The following is a 19,701-nucleotide window of genomic DNA, read 5'->3' as shown; positions in this document are numbered from 1 at the left end:
ACCCGATTGGCCCGCCCCCGAAGCCCCGCGAAGACCTAACGTGCCCCCATGCACCACACGCTCGCCGCCGACCTCGCCCGTCTCCCGGACCTCCTCGACGCCACCCGCCGGGCCGCCGTCGAGGCCCTCGCCGGCCTGGACGCGCGTCCCGTCGTACCCCCGCGCCCCACGACGGATCCGCATCCCGAACCCCTCCCCGTCCACGGGGCCGGCGCCGCAGCCGCCCTGGACGCCTTCCAACACCGCTGGGCGCCCCTCCTGTCGGCCTCCGCCGGCCCCCGCTACCTCGGGTTCGTCACCGGCGGCGCCACCCCCGCCGCCCTCGCCGGCGACTGGCTGACCGCCGCCCACGACCAGAACTCCAACTCCGCCCTGGACGGCGCCGGCCAAGACCTGGAACGCGAGACCGTCTCCTGGCTCCGCGACCTCTTCGGCCTCTCCGACGCCCACACCGGCACCTTCCTCAGCGGCGCCACGATGTCCAACACCACCGGCCTCGCCATCGCCCGCGAATGGGTCGGCGAACGGCGCGGGATCTCCGTCTCCGAGGACGGCGCGGCAGCGCTCGGCCCCGTCCGCGTCCTCTCCGGCGCCCCGCACTCCTCCATCGCCAAGGCCCTCTCCGTCCTCGGCCTCGGCCGCAACGCCCTGGTGCCCGTCCCCACCCTCCCCGGCCGGGAAGCCGTCGACCCCGCCGCCCTGGACCGGGCCCTCGCGGACACCCCCGGCCCGGCCGTCGTCGTCGCCAACGCCGGCACCGTCAACACCGTCGACTTCGACGACCTCCGCGCCATCGCCGCCCTGCGCGAACGCCACGACTTCTGGCTCCACACCGACGCCGCCTTCGGCGCCTTCGCCGCGCTCTCCCCGGAACACGCCCACCTCGTCGACGGACTCGACGCCTCGGACTCGGTCTGCGTCGACCTGCACAAGTGGCTGAACGTCCCCTACGACAGCGCCGTCCAGTTCACCCGACGCCGCGACCTCCAGGCCCGCGTCTTCCAGAACGCCGCCGCCTACCTCGGACCGCTCGGCGAACACCCCGACCTGGTCCACCTCACCCCGGAGAACTCCCACCGACTGCGCGCCCTCGCCGCCTGGTTCACGCTCCGCGCGTACGGCCGCGAGGGCCACCGGGAGATCGTCGAACGCGACATCGCCTGCGCCCGCTCCCTGGCCGCGGAACTCGCCGAGGACCCGGCCTTCCGCATCCTGGCCCCGGTACGCCTCAACGTCGTCTGCCTCACCCTCGCCGAGGCCCCCACCGCGGCCCGCCTGACGGCCCTGCGCGAAGCCGTCCAGACGGAGGTCTTCCTCACCCCCACCGTCTACGCGGGAACCCCCGCCCTGCGCGCCGCGTTCTCCAACTGGCGTACCACGCAGGCGGACGTACGCCGAGCCGCACAGGCTCTCCGTACGGCGACAAGGGAGCTCACATGACGGATCGTGCCCTGACCCTCATCGAGGTCGAGGCCCTCGCCCGCGCGGCACACGAGGGCCAGACCGACAAGGCCGGCCGCCCCTACGCCGAGCACCTCGCGGCCGTCGCCGAAGGCGTCCGCCTGCGCGGAGGCACCGCCGAACAACAGTCGGCGGCCTGGCTCCACGACGCGATCGAGGACGACGCCCTCACCCCGGACTGGCTCGAATCGGCCGCTCTGCCCACCCCCGTCAAGGACATGGTCCTCGCCCTCACCAAGATCCGGGGCGAACCGGTCGAGGGGTACGCCGCCCGCATCCTCGCCACCCCGGGCGCCCTCCTGGTCAAGGAAGCCGACCTGGCGCACAACGCCGACCCGGTACGCCTGTCCGTACTCGACGCCCCCACCCGCGACCGCCTGTCAGCCAAGTACGCGCACGTGCGCTCCCTCCTCGGCCTCACCACCCCGTGACCCCCGCGCCGCGCCCGAAACACGCGCCCCTCACATCCCATTGACGGCAAAGTCACCATGCCCATTCCTCACGGGACGGATAGTCAGGCCCGGTTGGTGGGAGGATGGTGCGTGTGGGGGCATGGGCCCCAGGCCGACCAGGGGACGACCGAAGGTGTGATCAGAAGTGGCCATTTCGCTGTCAGTGGTGGTTCTGTTGGCGATCATCCTGGTGATCCTGATCCGCGGCAAGCACATCAAGGCCGGCCCCGCGATCATCGCGGTCCTCTTCGGCTTCTTCCTGGCGTCCAGCTCCATCGCCCCGGACGTCAACCGCTTCCTCAACTCCCTGGCGGACACGATCGCCGGCATCAAACTCTGAACCCCAGGTCACGGCAACCGAACGAGCCGGCCGCACCACGGCGCGCCCGGCCCGTCCGCCACACCCCCCCCCACGCCCCGACGCTTCAGCCCGTCACCAGGTGACGATCGTCGCGCGATAGTGCGAACCGATCACATCACGGTCGAGCCCGACCCCCTCGGGAACCGCCGGCGCGCGGGAGTTGACGTCGCGCATGGGCCACAGCACCGCCCGCGCCGCGCTGGTCTGCCGGCACGCCAGTGCCGATCGGGACCGGTTGATCGCCGACGCGTCGAGCGGGCTCGTGAAAAAGGGGCGCAGGAGCAAGGAAGAGTCGCAAGAACAAGAAGAAGGATGCCCGGGGCGCGCAGGAAGATCCACGGCGCAAAGGGCGCGCAGGGGACACGGAGAGCCGGTCTCGCCCCCCCCCGGAACGGCGAAGGGCCAGGTCGAGGAGGTGATCCTCTGACCTGGCCCTTTCGGCTTCAGAGCGGGTGACGGGAATCGAACCCGCGTAGCTAGTTTGGAAGACTAGGGCTCTACCATTGAGCTACACCCGCAAGACGTGCGACGCAGGTCCGGGGACTGCGGCACGGACAGCATCCTAGCGGGTCGCGGCGGGGGATCGCACACCGCTTTCGGCGGCGGCGTCGTGTCCGGTGTCGGTCCGCGGCCACGCGCGTGCACGCCTCTGCGGGAAACGCGCGCGTCGGAGGGTCTCCGGGCATGTACCCTACGTGTCGCACCGACGGGGTGTGGCGCAGCTTGGTAGCGCGTCCGCTTTGGGAGCGGAAGGTCGTCGGTTCGAATCCGGCCACCCCGACCAGCCAGCCTTACCCGCACGATGATCGCGTTCGATGATCGCGTTGTGGGCTGATTGCCGCTTGCGGTTACTATGCAAGCTGCGTGCCCGTGTGTCTGATGCCGGGCCGAATCCGCTGAACCGCTGAATCACAGCGTGACGGCAGAACCCCCAGCAGTCAGCCACAAGGAGACCGAACCGTGAAGAGCGCCGTGGAGACCCTGAACCCGACTCGGGTTCGGCTCACTGTTGAGGTGCCCTTCGAGGAGCTCAAGGACAGCCTCGACGCGGCCTACAAGAAGATCAACCAGCAGGTCACGGTGAAGGGCTTCCGCAAGGGCAAGATCCCGGCCCGCGTCATCGACCAGCGCTTCGGCCGCGGTGCGGTGCTGGAGGAGGCCGTCAACGACGCCCTCCCGAAGTTCTACACCGAGGCCGTCAACGAGGCCGACCTGAACCCGCTGGGCCAGCCCGAGGTCGACATCAAGGAGCTGAAGGACGGCGAGCTGCTGTCCTTCACCGCCGAGGTGGACGTCCGCCCCGAGATCGAGATCCCGGACTACGCGGGCATCGAGGTCGAGGTCGACGCCATCGACGTCTCCGACGAAGAGGTCGAGACGGCCGTCGAGCAGCTGCGCGGTCGCTTCGCGTCCACCAAGGACGTCGAGCGCGCGGCCGAGGACGGCGACGTCGTCACCATCGACCTTGAGGCCAAGGTCGACGGCGAGGTCCTCGAGGACGGCGTCGCCCAGGACGTCTCCTACACCATCGGCTCGGGCGAGCTTCTCGAAGGCATCGACGAGGCCGTCAAGGGCCTGGAGGCCGGTGGCGAGGCCACCTTCACCTCCCAGCTGAAGGGCGGCTCCGCCGAGGGCAAGGACGCCGAGGTCACCGTCAAGGTCACCAAGGTCTCCGCCCGTGAGCTGCCGGAGCTGGACGACGAGTTCGCGCAGATGGCGAGCGAGTTCGACACCCTCGACGAGCTCAAGGCGGACAGCCGTACCCGCCTGGAGAACCAGAAGCAGTACGACCAGGCCACCCAGGCCCAGGAGCGCGTCCTGGAGAAGTTCCTGGAGCTCGCGGAGATCCCCGTTCCGGAGAAGCTGCTCGCGGACGAGGTCCAGACCCGCAAGCACAACCTGGAGCACCACCAGCTCGGCCAGATGGGCCTGACCATCGAGAAGTTCCTGGAGATCCAGGGCAAGACGGTCGAGGAGTTCGAGGCCGAGACCGGCGAGCAGGCCGTCAAGGGCATCAAGACCCAGTTCCTGCTGGACGCCCTGGTCAACAAGGAGAAGCTGGGCGTGACCCAGGAGGAGCTCACCGAGCACCTCATGCGCCGCGCGCAGTCCTCCGGCATGTCCCCCGACCAGTTCGCCCAGGCGGTCGTCGAGGGTGGCCAGGTTCCGATGCTGGTCGGCGAGGTCGCTCGCGGCAAGGCCCTCGCGGTCGTCGTCGAGAAGGCCAAGGTCACCGACACCAACGGTGAGGTCGTCGACCTGTCCGACGAGGACGAGGACGAGGCCGCCGTCGAGGCGAACGCCGAGGTCGTCGAGGCCGACGCGGACGCCGACGCCGACGAGGCCAAGGCCGACGAGGCCAAGTAACACCTCGGGCGACGCCTCGCGCGGAGCCCGCCCCGCATGGCTTGAAACATGCCCCGAAGGGCCCGGACGCAGCAGCGTGCGGGCCCTTCTGCGCTTGCCGGCGACGGCTCTGACCTTGCGCTCCGAGCGAACAGTTCGGGAAGCGGGATGGCGTTGTCCCACCTGCGCGTTAGGGTCCATGAATACGAGGGCACGGGAGTACCCGAAGCCGGCGGACGTCGTCCGTACCGGTTGGTCCGCGCCCCAGAACGAGACGCTGAGACGGCATGTGGCCGTCGGAGACGAGCAGGTGGATACGTGACGAATCTGAAGCCTTACGCCGCGGGTGAGCCGTCCATCGGTGGCGGCCTCGGCGACCATGTCTACAACCGGCTGCTCGGCGAGCGCATCATCTTCCTCGGCCAGCAGGTAGACGACGACATCGCGAACAAGATCACGGCGCAGCTCCTGCTCCTGGCCGCCGAGCCGGAGAAGGACATCTTCCTGTACATCAACAGCCCCGGCGGCTCGGTGACGGCCGGCATGGCGGTCTACGACACCATGCAGTACATCCCCAACGACGTCGTCACCATCGGCATGGGCATGGCGGCCTCCATGGGCCAGTTCCTGCTGACCGGCGGCGCCAAGGGCAAGCGCTTCGCCCTGCCGAACACGGACATCCTGATGCACCAGGGTTCCGCCGGCATCGGTGGCACCGCGTCCGACATCAAGATCCAGGCCCAGTACCTGCTGCGCACCAAGCAGCGCATGGCCGAGATCACGGCGTTCCACTCGGGCCAGACTGTCGAGGCGATCATCCGCGACGGTGACCGCGACCGCTGGTTCACCTCCGAGGAGGCCAAGGAGTACGGCCTCATCGACGAGATCATCTCGGCCGCGTCCAACGTTCCGGGCGGCGGCGGCACCGGGGCCTGATCCCCGGCGAGCACCGTCAGTCCCCAGTCGACAGCCCGCAGAACGCCACCAGGATGGTGAACACCCAGATGCACATGAACAACCTCTCTCCCGCGAGCGGCCTTTACACCGGCGCTCAGGTGGACAACCGCTACGTCATCCCGCGCTTCGTCGAGCGCACCTCGCAGGGCGTGCGCGAGTACGACCCGTACGCGAAGCTCTTCGAGGAGCGCGTGATCTTCCTCGGCGTGCAGATCGACGACGCCTCCGCCAACGACGTGATGGCGCAGTTGCTGTGCCTGGAGTCGATGGACCCGGACCGCGACATCTCGATCTACATCAACAGCCCCGGTGGCTCCTTCACCGCGCTGACGGCGATCTACGACACCATGCAGTTCGTGAAGCCGGACATCCAGACGGTCTGCATGGGCCAGGCGGCCTCCGCCGCCGCGGTCCTGCTCGCCGCCGGCAGCCCCGGCAAGCGCATGGCCCTTCCGAACGCCCGTGTGCTGATCCACCAGCCCTCCGGCGGCACCGGTCGCGAGCAGCTCTCCGACCTGGAGATCGCGGCCAACGAGATCCTGCGCATGCGTGACCAGCTGGAGACCATGCTGGCCAAGCACTCGACGACGCCGCTGGAGAAGATCCGCGACGACATCGAGCGCGACAAGATCCTGACGGCCGAGGACGCCCTGGCGTACGGCCTGATCGACCAGATCGTTTCCACCCGCAAGAGCAACGCGGTCTGATCCTTGCCGCCAGTTGGCGTGGGCGTGTCGTCGGACGAGGCGATGTGAACCACGTCAAGGGGGCCCCGCAGGGGCCCCCCGGCAAGGTACCGTCGGATATGAGGCACCAGGAGCGCTGAACCAGGCGTCTCCCAGGCGAAGGGGAAGCACCTCGTGGCACGCATCGGTGACGGCGGCGACCTGCTCAAGTGCTCGTTCTGCGGAAAGAGCCAGAAGCAGGTGAAGAAGCTCATCGCAGGACCCGGTGTGTACATCTGCGACGAGTGCATCGACCTCTGCAACGAGATCATCGAAGAGGAACTCGCGGAGACCTCCGAGGTTCGGTGGGAGGAACTCCCCAAGCCCCGTGAGATCTACGAGTTCCTGGAGAGCTACGTCGTCGGCCAGGAGCCGGCGAAGAAGGCGCTCTCCGTCGCGGTCTACAACCACTACAAGCGGGTCCAGGCCGGCGAGAACGGCGGCGCGCAGGGCCGGGACGACGCGATCGAGCTCGCGAAGTCCAACATCCTGCTGCTGGGCCCGACGGGTTCCGGCAAGACGCTGCTGGCGCAGACGCTGGCCCGCATGCTCAACGTCCCGTTCGCCATCGCCGACGCGACGGCGCTGACGGAGGCCGGCTATGTCGGCGAGGACGTCGAGAACATCCTGCTCAAGCTGATCCAGGCGGCCGACTACGACGTCAAGAAGGCCGAGACCGGGATCATCTACATCGACGAGATCGACAAGGTCGCCCGCAAGAGCGAGAACCCGTCGATCACCCGCGATGTGAGCGGCGAGGGCGTGCAGCAGGCCCTCCTGAAGATCCTGGAAGGCACGACGGCCTCCGTCCCGCCGCAGGGCGGGCGCAAGCACCCGCACCAGGAGTTCATCCAGATCGACACGACGAACGTCCTCTTCATCGTGGGCGGCGCGTTCTCGGGTCTGGAGAAGATCATCGAGTCGCGCGCGGGCGCCAAGGGCATCGGCTTCGGGGCGACGATCCGCTCGAAGCGCGAGATCGAGGCGAGCGACCAGTTCCACGAGGTCATGCCGGAGGACCTGGTGAAGTTCGGGATGATCCCCGAGTTCATCGGCCGTCTGCCCGTGCTGACCTCCGTGCACAACCTGGACCGCGAGGCCCTGCTCCAGATCCTGATCGAGCCGCGCAACGCCCTGGTCAAGCAGTACCAGCGGCTGTTCGAACTCGACGGTGTGGAACTGGACTTCGAGCGCGAGGCGCTGGAGGCCATCGCCGACCAGGCCATCCTGCGCCAGACGGGTGCGCGAGGCCTGCGCGCCATCATGGAAGAGGTCCTGATGTCGGTGATGTACGAGGTTCCGTCCCGCAAGGACGTGGCCCGCGTGGTCATCACCGCGGACGTGGTCCGCTCCAACGTCAACCCGACGCTGGTCCCGCGGATCGTCCCGAAGGACCAGGGCCCGCACGAGAAGTCGGCGTAACGGCAACGTAGTTGTGTGAAGGGGGCGCCCCGGCCGGTCGGCCGGGGCGCCCCCTTCTTCACGTCGCGTGACGCGTTGAACTCACTTCTTGACGCGGGAGGTGTTGTAGAGCTTCGCCGCGAGGTCGGCGTTCTGCTCCAGCGTGTAGCCCGTCTTGCCGCTCATCACGGCGGCGAAGTCGACCGTCGTGACGATGCCCACGGTGCTGAAGTCCCCCCAGATGCAGACGGGGGCGACGACCTCCTTGGGGCCGAGACCCGTGGTCTTCTTGGAACTGAGCTTGATCTCCTGGCACTTCATGACGGCGCCCTCGAACCCCTTCGGGCTGATCTCCTTGGGGGTGCCGATGAGTTCGGCCGTGGCGTCCTTGCTGCCCTTGGCCGCGTTGAGCTTCGCCAGGGCGAAGTAGCCGTCGATCGTCTTCTCGGGGCTCGCGATCTCGCCGTAGAAGCCCTGGAAGTCAATGGTCTTGATCGACAGGGGGTTGCTCGGGTCGCCGCTCTGGTAACCCATGCTCACCTTGTTCGGGCCCTTGATGCCCGCGGCCTCGGCCTTCTGGCGTTCTTCGTCCGTGAACTCCGGCTTGTTGTACTTCGGGTTCTGCTTGAAGTCGTCCACGTTCGCCGGGGCGACCAGCTTGTAGCCCTTGGTGTCGTCCGACACCGCGCCCGCGCCGCCGCTGCCCAGGAAGTACCAGGCGCCGCCCGCGATGGCCGCCACCAGGACGACCGACAGGACGATCACGCCGGCCTTGGACTTCTTCGGCGGCTGCTGCGGCGGCATTGCGCCGTACGGCGGCTGCTGGGGAGGGACCCCCGGCTGCTGCGGGTAGCCGTAACCCTGCTGCTGCGGGGGCTGCTGGGGGTAGCCGGGCTGCTGCGGGTAACCCTGGGGGGCGCCCGGCGGAGGCGGCTGCTGCGGGTATCCGTAGCCGGGCTGCGGGGCCGGCTGGCCGTACGGGTTCGGCTGCTGCGGAGGCGGACCTCCGTAGGGCCCGGGCTGCTGCGGCTGCCCGCCGCCGTACGGTCCCGGCTGGTTGTAACTCATGACCGCGTCCCCCTTTAGGAACTTCTTATGTTGCTCTCATCCTGACGGAAGGACGGCGGGTTCCGGCCGCCGGGGCCCCAGGCGTTACGGAACCACGACGCCGACGCGGCCCCGAACCGCGCGATCGGCCGGAGAGCGGGCCGGGAGACGGAACGGATTCGTGGCCGGGGCGGCGCCGCCCGTATCCTGTGCCCCGTGACCGAGAACACGCAGACACCCAGCGCCCCCACCTCCGACCTGCCGACCCAATACGCGCCGGCCGAGGTAGAGGGAGAGCTCTACGAGCGCTGGGTCGAGCGCGGTTACTTCACCGCCGATCCGGCGAGCGAGAAGCCGCCGTACACCATCGTCATCCCGCCGCCGAACGTCACCGGCTCGCTCCACCTGGGACACGCCTTCCAGCACACGCTCATGGACGCCCTCACCCGCCGCAAGCGGATGCAGGGTTACGAGGCGCTGTGGCTGCCGGGCATGGACCACGCCGGCATCGCCACCCAGAACAAGGTCGAGCAGCAGCTCGCCGAGGAGGGCAAGTCCCGCCACGACCTGGGCCGCGAGGAGTTCATCGAGCGCGTCTGGCAGTGGAAGGAAGAGTACGGCGGCAAGATCCTCGGTCAGATGCGTCGCCTCGGCGACGGCGTCGACTGGTCGCGTGAGCGCTTCACCATGGACGAGGGCCTGTCCAAGGCCGTCCAGACCATCTTCAAGAAGCTCTACGACGACGGCCTGATCTACCGCGCCGAGCGCATCATCAACTGGTGCCCCCGCTGTCTGACCGCCATCTCCGACATCGAGGTGGAGTACCAGGACGACGCGGGCGAGCTGGTCTCGATCCGCTACGGCGAGGGCGAGGACAGCCTCGTCGTCGCAACGACCCGCGCCGAGACGATGCTCGGTGACACCGCCGTGGCCGTCCACCCCGACGACGAGCGTTACAAGCACCTCGTCGGCACCCGGATCAAGCTTCCGCTGACCGACCGGACCATCCCGATCGTCGCCGACACGCACGTCGACCCGGAGTTCGGCACCGGCGCCGTCAAGGTGACGCCCGCGCACGACCCGAACGACTTCGCGATCGGGCAGCGCCACGGCCTCGAATCCATGACGATCATGGACGAGCGGGGCGTCATCACCGTCCACGGCCCCTTCCAGGGCCTGGACCGCTTCGAGGCCCGTTCGGCCGTCGTCGGCGCACTGCGCGAGCAGGGTCGGATCGTCGCCGAGAAGCGTCCGTACCAGCACTCCGTGGGGCACTGCTCCCGCTGCCGCACCACCGTGGAGCCGCGCCTGTCGCTCCAGTGGTGGGTCGGCGTCAAGCCGCTCGCCACGGCGGCCGGTGACGCGGTCCGCGACGGGCGGGTCACCATCCACCCGCGCGAGATGGAGAAGCGCTACTTCGACTGGGTCGACAACCTCAACGACTGGTGCATCTCGCGCCAGCTGTGGTGGGGCCACCGGATCCCGATCTGGTACGGCCCGGAGGGTGAGATCGTCTGCGTCGGGCCGGACGACGAGATCCCCACCGGCGAGGGCTGGACGCAGGACACCGACGTCCTCGACACGTGGTTCTCCTCCGGCCTGTGGCCGTTCTCCACGCTCGGCTGGCCGGAGAGGACCCCGGACCTGGAGAAGTTCTACTCCACCGACGTCCTGGTCACCGGCCACGACATCATCTTCTTCTGGGTCGCCCGGATGATGATGTTCGGTTTGTACGCCATGGACGGCGAGGTCCCCTTCAAGACGATCGCGCTGACCGGCCTGGTCCGTGACGAGCGCGGCAAGAAGATGTCGAAGTCCTTCGGCAACGTCGTCGACCCGCTGGACTGGATGGACAAGTACGGCTCCGACGCCGTCCGGTTCACCCTCGCCAAGGGCGCCAACCCCGGCACCGACGTCCCGATCGGCGAGGACTGGGTCCAGGCGTCCCGGAACTTCGCCAACAAGATCTGGAACGCGACCCGCTTCGCCCTGATGAACGGCGCCACCGTCGAGGGCGAGCTGCCGGCCCCCGAGCAGATGTCGGCGACCGACCGCTGGATCCTGTCGCGGCTGAACAAGACCGTCGAGCAGGTGGACGCGTACTACGAGGATTTCCAGTTCTCGAAGCTCAGCGAGGCGCTCTACCACTTCGCGTGGGACGAGGTCTTCGACTGGTACGTCGAGCTGTCGAAGACGACGTTCTTCGCGGGCGGCGAGGGCGCCAAGGTCTCCGGCCGCGTCCTCGGCGAGGTCCTCGACGTCACGCTGCGCCTGCTGCACCCGGTGGTCCCCTTCGTCACCGAGACCCTGTGGACCACGCTCACCGGCGGCGAGTCCCTCGTCATCGCCGACTGGCCCAAGGACAGCGGCTTCCGCGACGAGGCCGCCGAGCGCGAGATCGAGAACCTCCAGGCCGTCGTCACCGAGGTCCGCCGCTTCCGCGCCGACCAGGGTCTCCAGCCGGGCCAGAAGGTCCCGGCCCGCCTGGACCTGGCCGGTACCGCGCTGGCCGCGCACGAGGGTGCGATCCGGCAGCTGCTGCGCCTCCAGCCGGAGGGCGAGGACTTCAGCGCCACCGCGACCCTGCCGGTCGCCGGCGCCACCGTCGCGCTCGACCTGTCGGGCACCATCGACGTGGCCGCCGAGCGCAAGCGGCTGTCGAAGGACCTGGCCGCCGCGGAGAAGGAGAAGCAGCAGGCGGAGGGCAAGCTCGGCAACGAGGCCTTCCTGGCCAAGGCCCCCGACAACGTCGTGGACAAGATCAAGGGCCGGCTCGCCAAGGCGGAGTCGGACATCACCCGGATCCAGGCCCAGCTGGGGACGCTGCCGCCCGCCTAGCAGCCGGCAGGGCACGGGCCAAGGCCCCCACACCGTCGAGCGGCGTGGGGGCCTTCGCCGTACACCGCCCACGCCGACCCTGCCGGAAATCACCCCGAGTGCCACAAATCACTTCTTATGCCCCGTCACCTGATTCGATCGGGGCCGCTCACCACGGATGATGGGGGACATGTACGCCAAGCCCGTCGTCTCGGCGCTCCGCCAAGCCGTGGCCACCGGCCGCCGGTTCAGCGAGGGATGGGCCGGGTCTCCCCGGGCCATGGACGTCCTGACCGCCCTGAGCTGCCTCGCCCTGATGGCGCTGGACCTGCCGGGCCTGGCCGCCGCCGACAACTCGCTCAACGGCTGGATGGCCGCCGCCGTACTCACCGCGGGCTGCGCGAGCCTGCTGGTACGGCGCCGCATGCCCTGGCTCGCGTACCTCACCGCCCTGCTGTTCGTCGGGTGGCTGCACGAGCTGACGCTGATCCAGTTCGCCCTGTACTCGGTCGGCCGCTACCGGGGCCGGCAGGCCGGAATCCTGGCCACCCTCGGGTACGTGGCCTTCGCGCTCGCGGTGTTCAGCATCCCGGGATGGCCCGAGCCGCGGGCGCAGAGCCTCAGCGCCTTCCTCGGCCTGGTCGTGCCGATCGGGGTGCTCGCCTCGGCCGTCGGGATCGCCGCGTACCGGCACGACCTGGTGCGGGAGCTCGACGTCCGGCGGGCCGAGTCGGCCGTCCTCCAGGCCGTGCAGCAGGAGCGCACCTCCGTCGCCCGGGACGTGCACGACTTCGTCGGGCGGGAGCTGACCCTGCTGACCGTGCGCTCCGAGGTGCTGTCGACGCGGGCGCGCGAGACGACGTACGCGAAGGACTTCGAGGAGCTGGCCGACACCGCGCGCCGAGCCCACCTGGTGCTGAACGAGATCATCGTGCAGCGCGGCGGACCGTCCGCGACCCCGGGTGTCGAGGGCCTGGCGGCGCTGGCGCAGGAGAGCGGACGGGCCGGTTCACCCGTCCGCCTGGTGATGGATCCCGAGGTGCACGAGGTGTCGCCGCTGCGCCAGGCGGCGGTCTATCGGGTGGTGCAGGAATGCCTCACCAACGCGGCCAAGCACGCCCGGGGCGAGACGATCGACGTGTCGATCGAGGCCGCCGGCCCGCACCTGCGGATCGCCGTCATCAACAGCCTCCCCGAGCGCACCCCGACCCGCGCCCCCGTCTCGGCGGGCTCGGGCACGGCGAGCATGTCCGAACGCGTGCGCAGCCTGGGCGGAACCCTGAAGGCGAAGCGGACCGACGAGTCGTACGTGGTGATCGCCACGCTGCCGCGCGGCTAGGCCGCCCCTTTCGGATCCGCGGCCCGGCGGTCAGGCCTTGGCGGGGGACAGCAGGCCGTTCAGTGTGTCGAGGTCCTCGACGCACTTGCCCGACCCCAGTGCCACGCAGTCCAGCGGGGCGTCCGCGACGAACACCGGGATGCCGGTCGCGGAGGCCATGCGCAGGTCCAGGCCGGGAAGCAGGGCGCCGCCGCCGGTGAGGACGATGCCGTGCTCCATCACGTCGCCGGACAGTTCCGGCGGGCATTCCTCCAGGGTGCCGCGCACGGCGGCGATGATCGCCTCGACCGGTTCGTCGAGGGCGGTCCGTACGCCGGCGACGGTCAGCTCCAGGGTCTTCGGCATTCCGCCGACCTTCTCGCGGCCCCGCACGGTGAAGGCGCCGGTCTCCAGCTCCGGCCGCTCCGGGACCGGCCAGGCCGAGCCGATGGCGACCTTGACGTCCTCGGCGGTGCGCTCGCCGATGAGCAGCCCGTGCTCCTTGCGGACGTGGTCCATGATGGCCGCGTCCAGTCGGTCCCCGCCGACCCGCAGCGACCGGGCGGTGACGATGCCGCCGAGCGAGATGACGGCCACCTCGGTGGTTCCGCCGCCGATGTCGACCACCATGGAGCCGCGCGCCTCGGACACGGGCAGCCCGGCGCCGATCGCCGCCGCCATCGGCTCCTCGATCAGGTGCACGGTCTTGGCGCCGGCCCGGGTGGACGCCTGCACGATGGCCCGTCGTTCGACCGGGGTGACCCCGGACGGCACGCAGACCACCATGCGGGTGCGCGGCCGGCGGCCCGGGACGGCCTTGCGGACGAAGTGCCGGATCATCTCCTCGGCGGCCTCGTAGTCGCAGATCACCCCGCCCTGGAGGGGGCGGATCGCGGTGATGGAACCGGGGGTGCGGCCGATGGTCTCCTTGGCCTCGGTTCCGACGGCCAGCGCGGTGGTCGTACCGGCCTTCACGGCGACCACGGACGGCTCATTGAGGACGATTCCGTGGCCCCGGGCGTAGACGAGCGTGTTCGCGGTCCCCAGGTCGATCCCTATGTCGCGGCTGGAATTCGTCTTGTTGCTGCTGGCCTGCGGCATTTGTTCCCCTATCTCCTGCCCGCAAGGCTTGCATAACGATCCGGTCGCTTTGATCGCCCAAGGTCCCGAAACGGCCGGGCCGAAAGTCCCGGGGGTCCTCGTCCGTAGACTGGCCCTGTGAGTGAGCAGCAGCCCGAGAGCCATGGCCCCGACGAACCGGGCCGCCCCTTCGACGGGATCGACGCGTTCGACCAGATCATCGCGGAGGAGTCCGACCGCGACCCCGACCTGGCGGTGATCGAGGCCGGCAGTCGCACCCTGCGCGCACACGGCGGAGCGCCGCTGGGCGACCAGGTGCCCGCCGTCCCCACCGACCCGGAGGCGGCCAAGGCGCTGCAGGAGGTGGAGCAGGAGCTGGCCGGCCGCTGGGGCGAGACGAAGCTGGAGCCGTCCGTCTCGCGGATCGCCGCGCTGATGGACGTCCTGGGCGAGCCGCAGCGCGCGTACCCGTCCATCCACGTCACCGGCACCAACGGCAAGACCAGCACCGCCCGCATGATCGAGGCCCTGCTGAACGCCTTCGAACTGCGCACCGGCCGCTACACCAGCCCGCACGTGCAGTCGGTCACCGAGCGGATCAGCCTGGACGGGGCGCCGATCACCCCGGAGCGGTTCGTGGAGACCTACCACGACGTCAAGCCGTACGTGGAGATGGTCGACGCCGCCGAGGAGTACCGGCTGTCGTTCTTCGAGGTGCTCACCGGGATGGCTTACGCGGCCTTCGCGGACGCCCCCGTGGACGTGGCGGTCGTCGAGGTCGGCATGGGCGGTACCTGGGACGCCACCAACGTGATCGACGGCGTGGTCGCCGTGGTCACCCCGATCAGCCTCGACCACACCGACCGGCTCGGCTCCACCCCCGGCGAGATCGCGCAGGAGAAGGGCGGCGTCATCAAGCAGGACGCCACCGTCATCCTGGCGCAGCAGCCGGTCGACGCGGCGCAGGTGCTGCTGAAGAAGGCCGTCGAGGTCGACGCGACCGTGGCCCGCGAGGGCATGGAGTTCGGGGTCGTCTCCCGCGAGGTGGCGGTCGGCGGCCAGATGCTGACCCTGCGCGGCGTGGGCGGCGAGTACGACGGCATCTTCCTCCCGCTGTACGGCGCCCACATGGCGCACAACGCGGCCGTGGCGCTGGCGGCGGTCGAGGCCTTCTTCGGGGTCGGCGCGGAGCACGCGCGGGAGCTGGACACGGACACCGTCCGCAAGGCCTTCGCCTCGGTGACCTCGCCGGGCCGCATGGAGGTCGTCCGGCGCAGCCCGACCGTGGTCCTGGACGCGGCCCACAATCCGGCGGGGGCCCGGGTGACCGCCGAGGCCGTCACCGAGGCATTCGGCTTCAGCCGGTTGATCGGGGTCATGGCCGCCAGCGAGGGCAAGGACGTCAGGGGCGTCCTGGAGGCCTTCGAGCCGATCTTCGCGGAGATCGTGGTCACGGAGAACTCCAGCCACCGGGCGATGTCGGCCGACGAGCTGGCGGGCGTGGCGGTGGAGGTCTTCGGGGCCGACCGGGTGCAGGTGGAGCCGAGGCTGGACGACGCCCTGGAGGCGGCGATCACCCTGGCGGAGGAAGAGGCCGAATACGGCGGGGCCGGGGTCCTGGTGACCGGCTCGGTGATCACGGTGGGCGAGGCCCGCCTGCTGTTCAAGAGGGGCTGAGGGAATGCGCACGCTCTGCGCGAGCACGCTGATCGGCGAGTTCTTCGTGATCGGTTTCGCGGGCCTGGTGGCCATGAAGGACCCGGACCTGACCCAGGCGACCGTGTGGACGGTGTGCGGCGTCGCGATGCTGCTGTCGATCCTGCTGTGCGGGATGCTGTCGCGGCCCGGCGCGGTGCAGCTCGGATGGGCCCTTCAGGTGGGCCTGATCCTCAGCGGTTTCGTGGTGCCGACGATGTTCTTCCTCGGGGCGGTCTTCGCCGGCCTGTGGTGGTGCTCCGTGCACTACGGACGCCGCATCGACGACGTGAAGGCCCGTTGGGCCGCCGCCCATCCGGAGCACGAGGCGCAGGCCTGAGGTCACGGGTGCGTCACCCCTGGGCGGCCGGCACCCGGCGGGGCCGGTCCGGCCCCGGCGCACCTGTAGATTCGTCCCACCGCACCCGTTTGCCGCAAGGAGTTTCCACATGACCCAGCGCACGCTCGTCCTGCTCAAGCCCGACGCCGTCCGTCGTGGCCTGATCGGCGAGATCATCGGCCGCATCGAGCGGAAGGCCGGCTGGACCATTCCCGCGCTGGAGCTGCGCACGCTCGACCAGGAGACCCTGGAGGCGCACTACGGCGAGCACAAGGGCAAGCCGTTCTACGAGCCCCTCATGGGCTTCATGTCCGGTGGCCCGGTCGTCGCTCTCGTGGTCGAGGGCGAGCGCGTGATCGAGGGCGTTCGCGGCCTCGCCGGCCCGACCGACCCGATCGCCGCGGCGCCCGGCTCGATCCGCGGCGACTTCGGTTCCATCACCCGGGAGAACCTGATCCACGCCTCGGATTCCGAGGAGTCCGCGGAGCGCGAGCTGAAGCTGTTCTTCCCCGCGCTCTGAGGCCGTTCCCCCATCAAGCGGAACGCTGTCACCGCAGTCTCCTCTGACGCGAGATCAGCCGAATAGCGCTCACGACCTGGGGCGACCGAAGTAATTTCGGTCGCCCTTCGGTATTACCGGCGCGGACGGGGAACGCATGTGCAGGACACGACGTCACCACTAAGGGGGCGGGTATCCGTTCCGGCGGGATTGCCGGAGTCCCGTCGCGCGATGTCCGTACATGCGGCACTACGATGGGGCCTCCACCCACACACCCACCTCGCCGACCTGACAGCAGCCGCTATCAACTGGAAGGCCAGACGCTCCTCATGGGGAACAAGGGGAACACTATGTCGTTCATCGGCCGTGACATGGCGATCGACCTCGGGACCGCCAACACGCTGGTGTACGTGAGGGGCCGGGGGATCGTCCTGAACGAGCCGTCCGTGGTCGCCATCAACACGAACACCGGTGGCATCCTGGCGGTCGGCTCCGAGGCGAAGAAGATGATCGGCCGGACGCCCGGCAACATCGTCGCCGTCAGGCCCCTCAAGGACGGCGTGATCGCCGACTTCGAGATCACCGAGCGCATGCTCCGGTACTTCATCCTCAAGATCCACAAGCGCCGTTACCTGGCGCGTCCGCGCGTCGTGGTGTGCGTGCCCTCCGGCATCACCGGAGTGGAGCGCCGCGCCGTCATCGAGGCGTCCACGCAGGCCGGCGCCCGCCAGGTACACATCATCGAAGAGCCCATGGCCGCCGCCATCGGCTCGGGCCTGCCCGTCCACGAGGCCACCGGCAACATGGTCGTGGACATCGGCGGCGGCACCACCGAGGTCGCCGTCATCTCCCTCGGCGGAATCGTCACGGCGCAGTCCATCCGGGTGGCCGGTGACGAGCTGGACAACGCGATCATCCAGCACATCAAGAAGGAGTACTCGCTCCTCCTCGGTGAGCGCACCGCCGAACAGATCAAGATCACCATCGGTTCGGCGTACGACCTCGACAAGGACGAGCACACCGAGATCCGCGGCAGGGACCTGGTGTCCGGGCTGCCGAAGACGGTCGTGATCTCGGCCGCCGAGGTCCGCAAGGCCATCGAGGAGCCGGTCAACGCCATCGTCGACGCGGTCAAGACGACGCTGGACAAGTGCCCGCCGGAACTCTCCGGCGACATCATGGACCGCGGCATCGTCCTGACCGGCGGCGGCGCGCTGCTGCGCGGCCTGGACGAGCGACTGCGCCGTGAGACCGGCATGCCGATCCACATCGCGGAGGATCCGCTCGACTCGGTCGCGCTCGGCTCCGGCAAGTGCGTGGAGGAGTTCGAAGCACTCCAGCAGGTTCTGGACGCCCAGCCCCGGCGGTGATCGACTCCCCGTCACGGGGCACGCGGAACACAAGGATCCGCCGTACGGGTGCTAGCGCGCCGGTGCGGCGGATCGTTGATATACAGGCAACAGTCCGGTGCGATCACAGCTGCACGTCTCACCGGAGCGGCTCTGCCGCACGGGTATCTACGAGGAAGGCACGGCCGCCGCACGTGAGGGACACACGAGAGAGCCGGCTGCTCCTGGTGCTTCTGATCGCCATCGCGTTCGCATTGATCACGGTGGACATCAGAGCGGGCGAGGAGTCACCGGTCGACGGTGCCCGACAGGCCGCCGCAGCGGTCTTCGGCCCCGTCGAGAAGGGCGTGGCGACGGCGGTGGATCCGGTGGCCCACGCCATAGGAGCCGTACGCGACTCCGGCGAGCGCCACAACCGGATCGCGACGCTGGAGCGCGAGAACACCGCGCTCAAGGCCAAGCTCGGCAGCGACGACCAGAACCGCAGCCGCGTCCGCGAGCTCGACGAGATGCTCAAGCGGGCCGGCGCGGGACAGTACGGGATCAAGGGCGCCGAGGTCATCGCGATAGGAGCGGCCCAGGGCTTCTCCTGGACCGTCACCATCGACGCGGGCAGCAAGGACGGCATCGAGCGCGACATGACCGTCCTGAACGGGGAGGGCCTCGTCGGCCGGGTCTCCACCGTCGGCCCCGACACCGCCACCGTGGTCCTCGCCAACGACCCCGACTTCACCGTCGGCACCCGACTGGAGAAGACCGGCGAACTCGGCTTCGCCACCGGCCAGGGCGACCGTGCCCTGTCCGTGCAGATGCTCAACGGCAAGGCCAAGATCAACGCGGGCGATCGGCTCGTCACCTTCGGCTCGCGCGGCAACAAGCCGTTCGTGCCCGGCGTGCCGATCGGCGAGGTGGTCAAGGTGGACCCCTCCCGCGGAGACCTCACCCGTACCGTCTGGGTGCGCCCGTTCGTGGGCTTCTCGCGCCTGGACATCGTCGGCGTCGTCGTGATGCCGCCGCGCGAGGACCCGCGCGACGCGGTCCTCCCGCCGAAGCCCGCGGCCCCCAAGCCCACCCCGACGGTCACCGTCACGGTCACCCCGTCCGCCAGTGTGCCCGGCAAGCCGGACGACGAGTAGGAGCTGACCGTCCATGCGTTTCAACCGGATCCTGCTCTCGGCCACGCTCGTGGTGGTCGCCCTCGTGGTCCAGGTCGCCGTTCTCGGCCGGCTCCAACTGCCCGGCGCGGTACCCGACCTGGTCCTCCTCACCGTCGTCGCCCTCGCCCTGGTGTACGGCCACCTCAGCGGAGCCATCATCGGCTTCGGCGCCGGCCTGCTCGCCGACCTGGCGCCGCCCGCCGACCACGCCGCCGGGCGGTACGCGCTCGTGCTGTGCCTCATCGGCTACCTCGTCGGCCTGGCCCGCCCCGACAACGGGCGGTTCCGCTCGGCCTGGGGGCCGATGCTGACCGTCGTCGCCGCCGCGATCGGCTCCACCCTGCTGTACGCGGGCGTCGGCGCCCTCGTCGGGGACACCGCCGCCCGCCACGTCGGCCTGGCCGGCCTGCTGTTCACCGCGACCCTCTACGACCTGCTGCTCGCGCCCTTCACCGTGCCGTTCATCATGGCGCTCGCCCGGCGCGCCGAGAACGACCCGATGGCCGTCGAGGCCGGCGGCGGCCCGCCCCAGGGCAAGGACGTCTCCTCCGGCTGGCTGGCCGGCGGCACGGGGCTGCGCATCGGCAGCCAGCGCGGTGGACTGCGCCTGAAGACCGCACGCGGACGCGCCAACCGGGCCGGCCGCATAAAGGGCGTCAAGGGTGTGAAGAGCGTCAAGAAACTGTGAGGGAGGAG

General features: G+C 69.7%; 18 protein-coding genes and 2 tRNA genes. 16 read left to right on the top strand and 4 right to left on the bottom strand.

Annotated elements, in window-relative coordinates:
- Positions 1-48: 48 nt before the first annotated feature.
- The 3 genes from OHA84_RS13745 (at position 49) to OHA84_RS13735 (ending at position 2,253) form a co-directional block, all read left to right on the top strand.
- Complete coding sequence (locus tag OHA84_RS13745; RefSeq protein ID WP_266971503.1) at positions 49-1,440, top strand: pyridoxal-dependent decarboxylase; 1,392 nt, start codon at positions 49-51, stop codon at positions 1,438-1,440.
- Entirely contained in the window at positions 1,437-1,892 is a 456-nt protein-coding gene (locus OHA84_RS13740; RefSeq protein ID WP_266971505.1) for an HD domain-containing protein, read from the top strand. The genes OHA84_RS13745 and OHA84_RS13740 overlap by 4 nt, the downstream gene beginning before the upstream one ends.
- Before the next feature lie 166 nt (positions 1,893-2,058).
- Positions 2,059-2,253, top strand: coding sequence for a hypothetical protein (locus OHA84_RS13735; protein WP_053674919.1), 195 nt, complete (start codon positions 2,059-2,061; stop codon positions 2,251-2,253).
- A gap of 93 nt (positions 2,254-2,346) precedes the next feature.
- Here the strand turns inward: OHA84_RS13735 and OHA84_RS13730 are convergent, their stop codons facing one another.
- On the bottom strand, positions 2,347-2,559 hold the full coding sequence (locus tag OHA84_RS13730; RefSeq protein ID WP_266971506.1) for a hypothetical protein: 213 nt from the start codon (positions 2,557-2,559) through the stop codon (positions 2,347-2,349).
- A gap of 162 nt (positions 2,560-2,721) precedes the next feature.
- Positions 2,722-2,792, bottom strand: a tRNA-Gly gene (locus OHA84_RS13725).
- Positions 2,793-2,981: 189 nt separating this feature from the next.
- Between OHA84_RS13725 and OHA84_RS13720 the strand changes: the two genes are divergently transcribed.
- The 5 genes from OHA84_RS13720 to clpX all read left to right on the top strand — a co-directional run bounded on the left by OHA84_RS13720 (position 2,982) and on the right by clpX (position 7,724).
- Positions 2,982-3,058, top strand: a tRNA-Pro gene (locus OHA84_RS13720).
- A 176-nt stretch (positions 3,059-3,234) separates the two neighbouring features.
- Positions 3,235-4,641 (top strand): trigger factor, encoded by a 1,407-nt coding sequence (gene tig, locus OHA84_RS13715; RefSeq protein ID WP_053674921.1) that lies wholly within the window; start codon positions 3,235-3,237, stop codon positions 4,639-4,641.
- A gap of 297 nt (positions 4,642-4,938) precedes the next feature.
- On the top strand, positions 4,939-5,556 hold the full coding sequence (locus tag OHA84_RS13710) for an ATP-dependent Clp protease proteolytic subunit (protein WP_053674923.1): 618 nt from the start codon (positions 4,939-4,941) through the stop codon (positions 5,554-5,556).
- 53 nt (positions 5,557-5,609) lie between these two features.
- Positions 5,610-6,284: an ATP-dependent Clp protease proteolytic subunit gene (locus OHA84_RS13705; protein WP_053674925.1), complete on the top strand. Its 675-nt coding sequence runs from the start codon at positions 5,610-5,612 to the stop codon at positions 6,282-6,284.
- A gap of 153 nt (positions 6,285-6,437) precedes the next feature.
- The gene (gene clpX, locus OHA84_RS13700) at positions 6,438-7,724 is read left to right on the top strand and encodes an ATP-dependent Clp protease ATP-binding subunit ClpX (protein ID WP_053674927.1); all 1,287 of its coding nucleotides are present in this window, start codon (positions 6,438-6,440) and stop codon (positions 7,722-7,724) included.
- 81 nt (positions 7,725-7,805) lie between these two features.
- Here clpX and OHA84_RS13695 read toward each other — a convergent pair whose 3' ends face one another.
- A complete protein-coding gene (locus OHA84_RS13695; RefSeq protein ID WP_266971508.1) occupies positions 7,806-8,771 on the bottom strand; it encodes a hypothetical protein in 966 nt (321 codons plus the stop codon).
- Between the two features lie 195 nt (positions 8,772-8,966).
- On the opposite strand from OHA84_RS13695, the gene OHA84_RS13690 reads away from it, so the two are divergent.
- Both OHA84_RS13690 and OHA84_RS13685 read left to right on the top strand, forming a co-directional pair.
- Positions 8,967-11,588 carry a valine--tRNA ligase gene (locus OHA84_RS13690; RefSeq protein WP_053674931.1) on the top strand — a complete coding sequence of 874 codons (2,622 nt, stop codon included), beginning with the start codon at positions 8,967-8,969 and terminating at the stop codon, positions 11,586-11,588.
- Between the two features lie 169 nt (positions 11,589-11,757).
- Positions 11,758-12,906 carry a sensor histidine kinase gene (locus tag OHA84_RS13685; RefSeq protein ID WP_266971510.1) on the top strand — a complete coding sequence of 383 codons (1,149 nt, stop codon included), beginning with the start codon at positions 11,758-11,760 and terminating at the stop codon, positions 12,904-12,906.
- Between the two features lie 30 nt (positions 12,907-12,936).
- Here the strand turns inward: OHA84_RS13685 and OHA84_RS13680 are convergent, their stop codons facing one another.
- Positions 12,937-13,986, bottom strand: coding sequence for a rod shape-determining protein (locus tag OHA84_RS13680; protein ID WP_266947504.1), 1,050 nt, complete (start codon positions 13,984-13,986; stop codon positions 12,937-12,939).
- Positions 13,987-14,103: 117 nt separating this feature from the next.
- On the opposite strand from OHA84_RS13680, the gene OHA84_RS13675 reads away from it, so the two are divergent.
- The 6 genes from OHA84_RS13675 (at position 14,104) to mreD (ending at position 19,693) form a co-directional block, all read left to right on the top strand.
- On the top strand, positions 14,104-15,642 hold the full coding sequence (locus OHA84_RS13675; RefSeq protein ID WP_371591376.1) for a folylpolyglutamate synthase/dihydrofolate synthase family protein: 1,539 nt from the start codon (positions 14,104-14,106) through the stop codon (positions 15,640-15,642).
- A gap of 4 nt (positions 15,643-15,646) precedes the next feature.
- Positions 15,647-16,000, top strand: a complete 354-nt coding sequence (locus tag OHA84_RS13670; protein WP_053674940.1) for a DUF4233 domain-containing protein — start codon at positions 15,647-15,649, stop codon at positions 15,998-16,000.
- A 109-nt stretch (positions 16,001-16,109) separates the two neighbouring features.
- Positions 16,110-16,520 (top strand): nucleoside-diphosphate kinase, encoded by a 411-nt coding sequence (gene ndk, locus OHA84_RS13665; RefSeq protein WP_053674942.1) that lies wholly within the window; start codon positions 16,110-16,112, stop codon positions 16,518-16,520.
- A 329-nt stretch (positions 16,521-16,849) separates the two neighbouring features.
- Entirely contained in the window at positions 16,850-17,869 is a 1,020-nt protein-coding gene (locus OHA84_RS13660; RefSeq protein WP_008738981.1) for a rod shape-determining protein, read from the top strand.
- A 173-nt stretch (positions 17,870-18,042) separates the two neighbouring features.
- A complete protein-coding gene (gene mreC / locus OHA84_RS13655) occupies positions 18,043-18,984 on the top strand; it encodes a rod shape-determining protein MreC (RefSeq protein ID WP_053674944.1) in 942 nt (313 codons plus the stop codon).
- A gap of 13 nt (positions 18,985-18,997) precedes the next feature.
- Entirely contained in the window at positions 18,998-19,693 is a 696-nt protein-coding gene (gene mreD / locus OHA84_RS13650) for a rod shape-determining protein MreD (protein WP_053674946.1), read from the top strand.
- The last annotated feature ends 8 nt before the right edge of the window (positions 19,694-19,701 follow it).

Source organism: Streptomyces sp. NBC_00513 (assembly GCF_041431415.1).
Taxonomy (GTDB): domain Bacteria; phylum Actinomycetota; class Actinomycetes; order Streptomycetales; family Streptomycetaceae; genus Streptomyces.
Note: the sequence above shows the minus strand (reverse complement) of the source record. Positions and strands in the feature narration are given on the sequence as shown.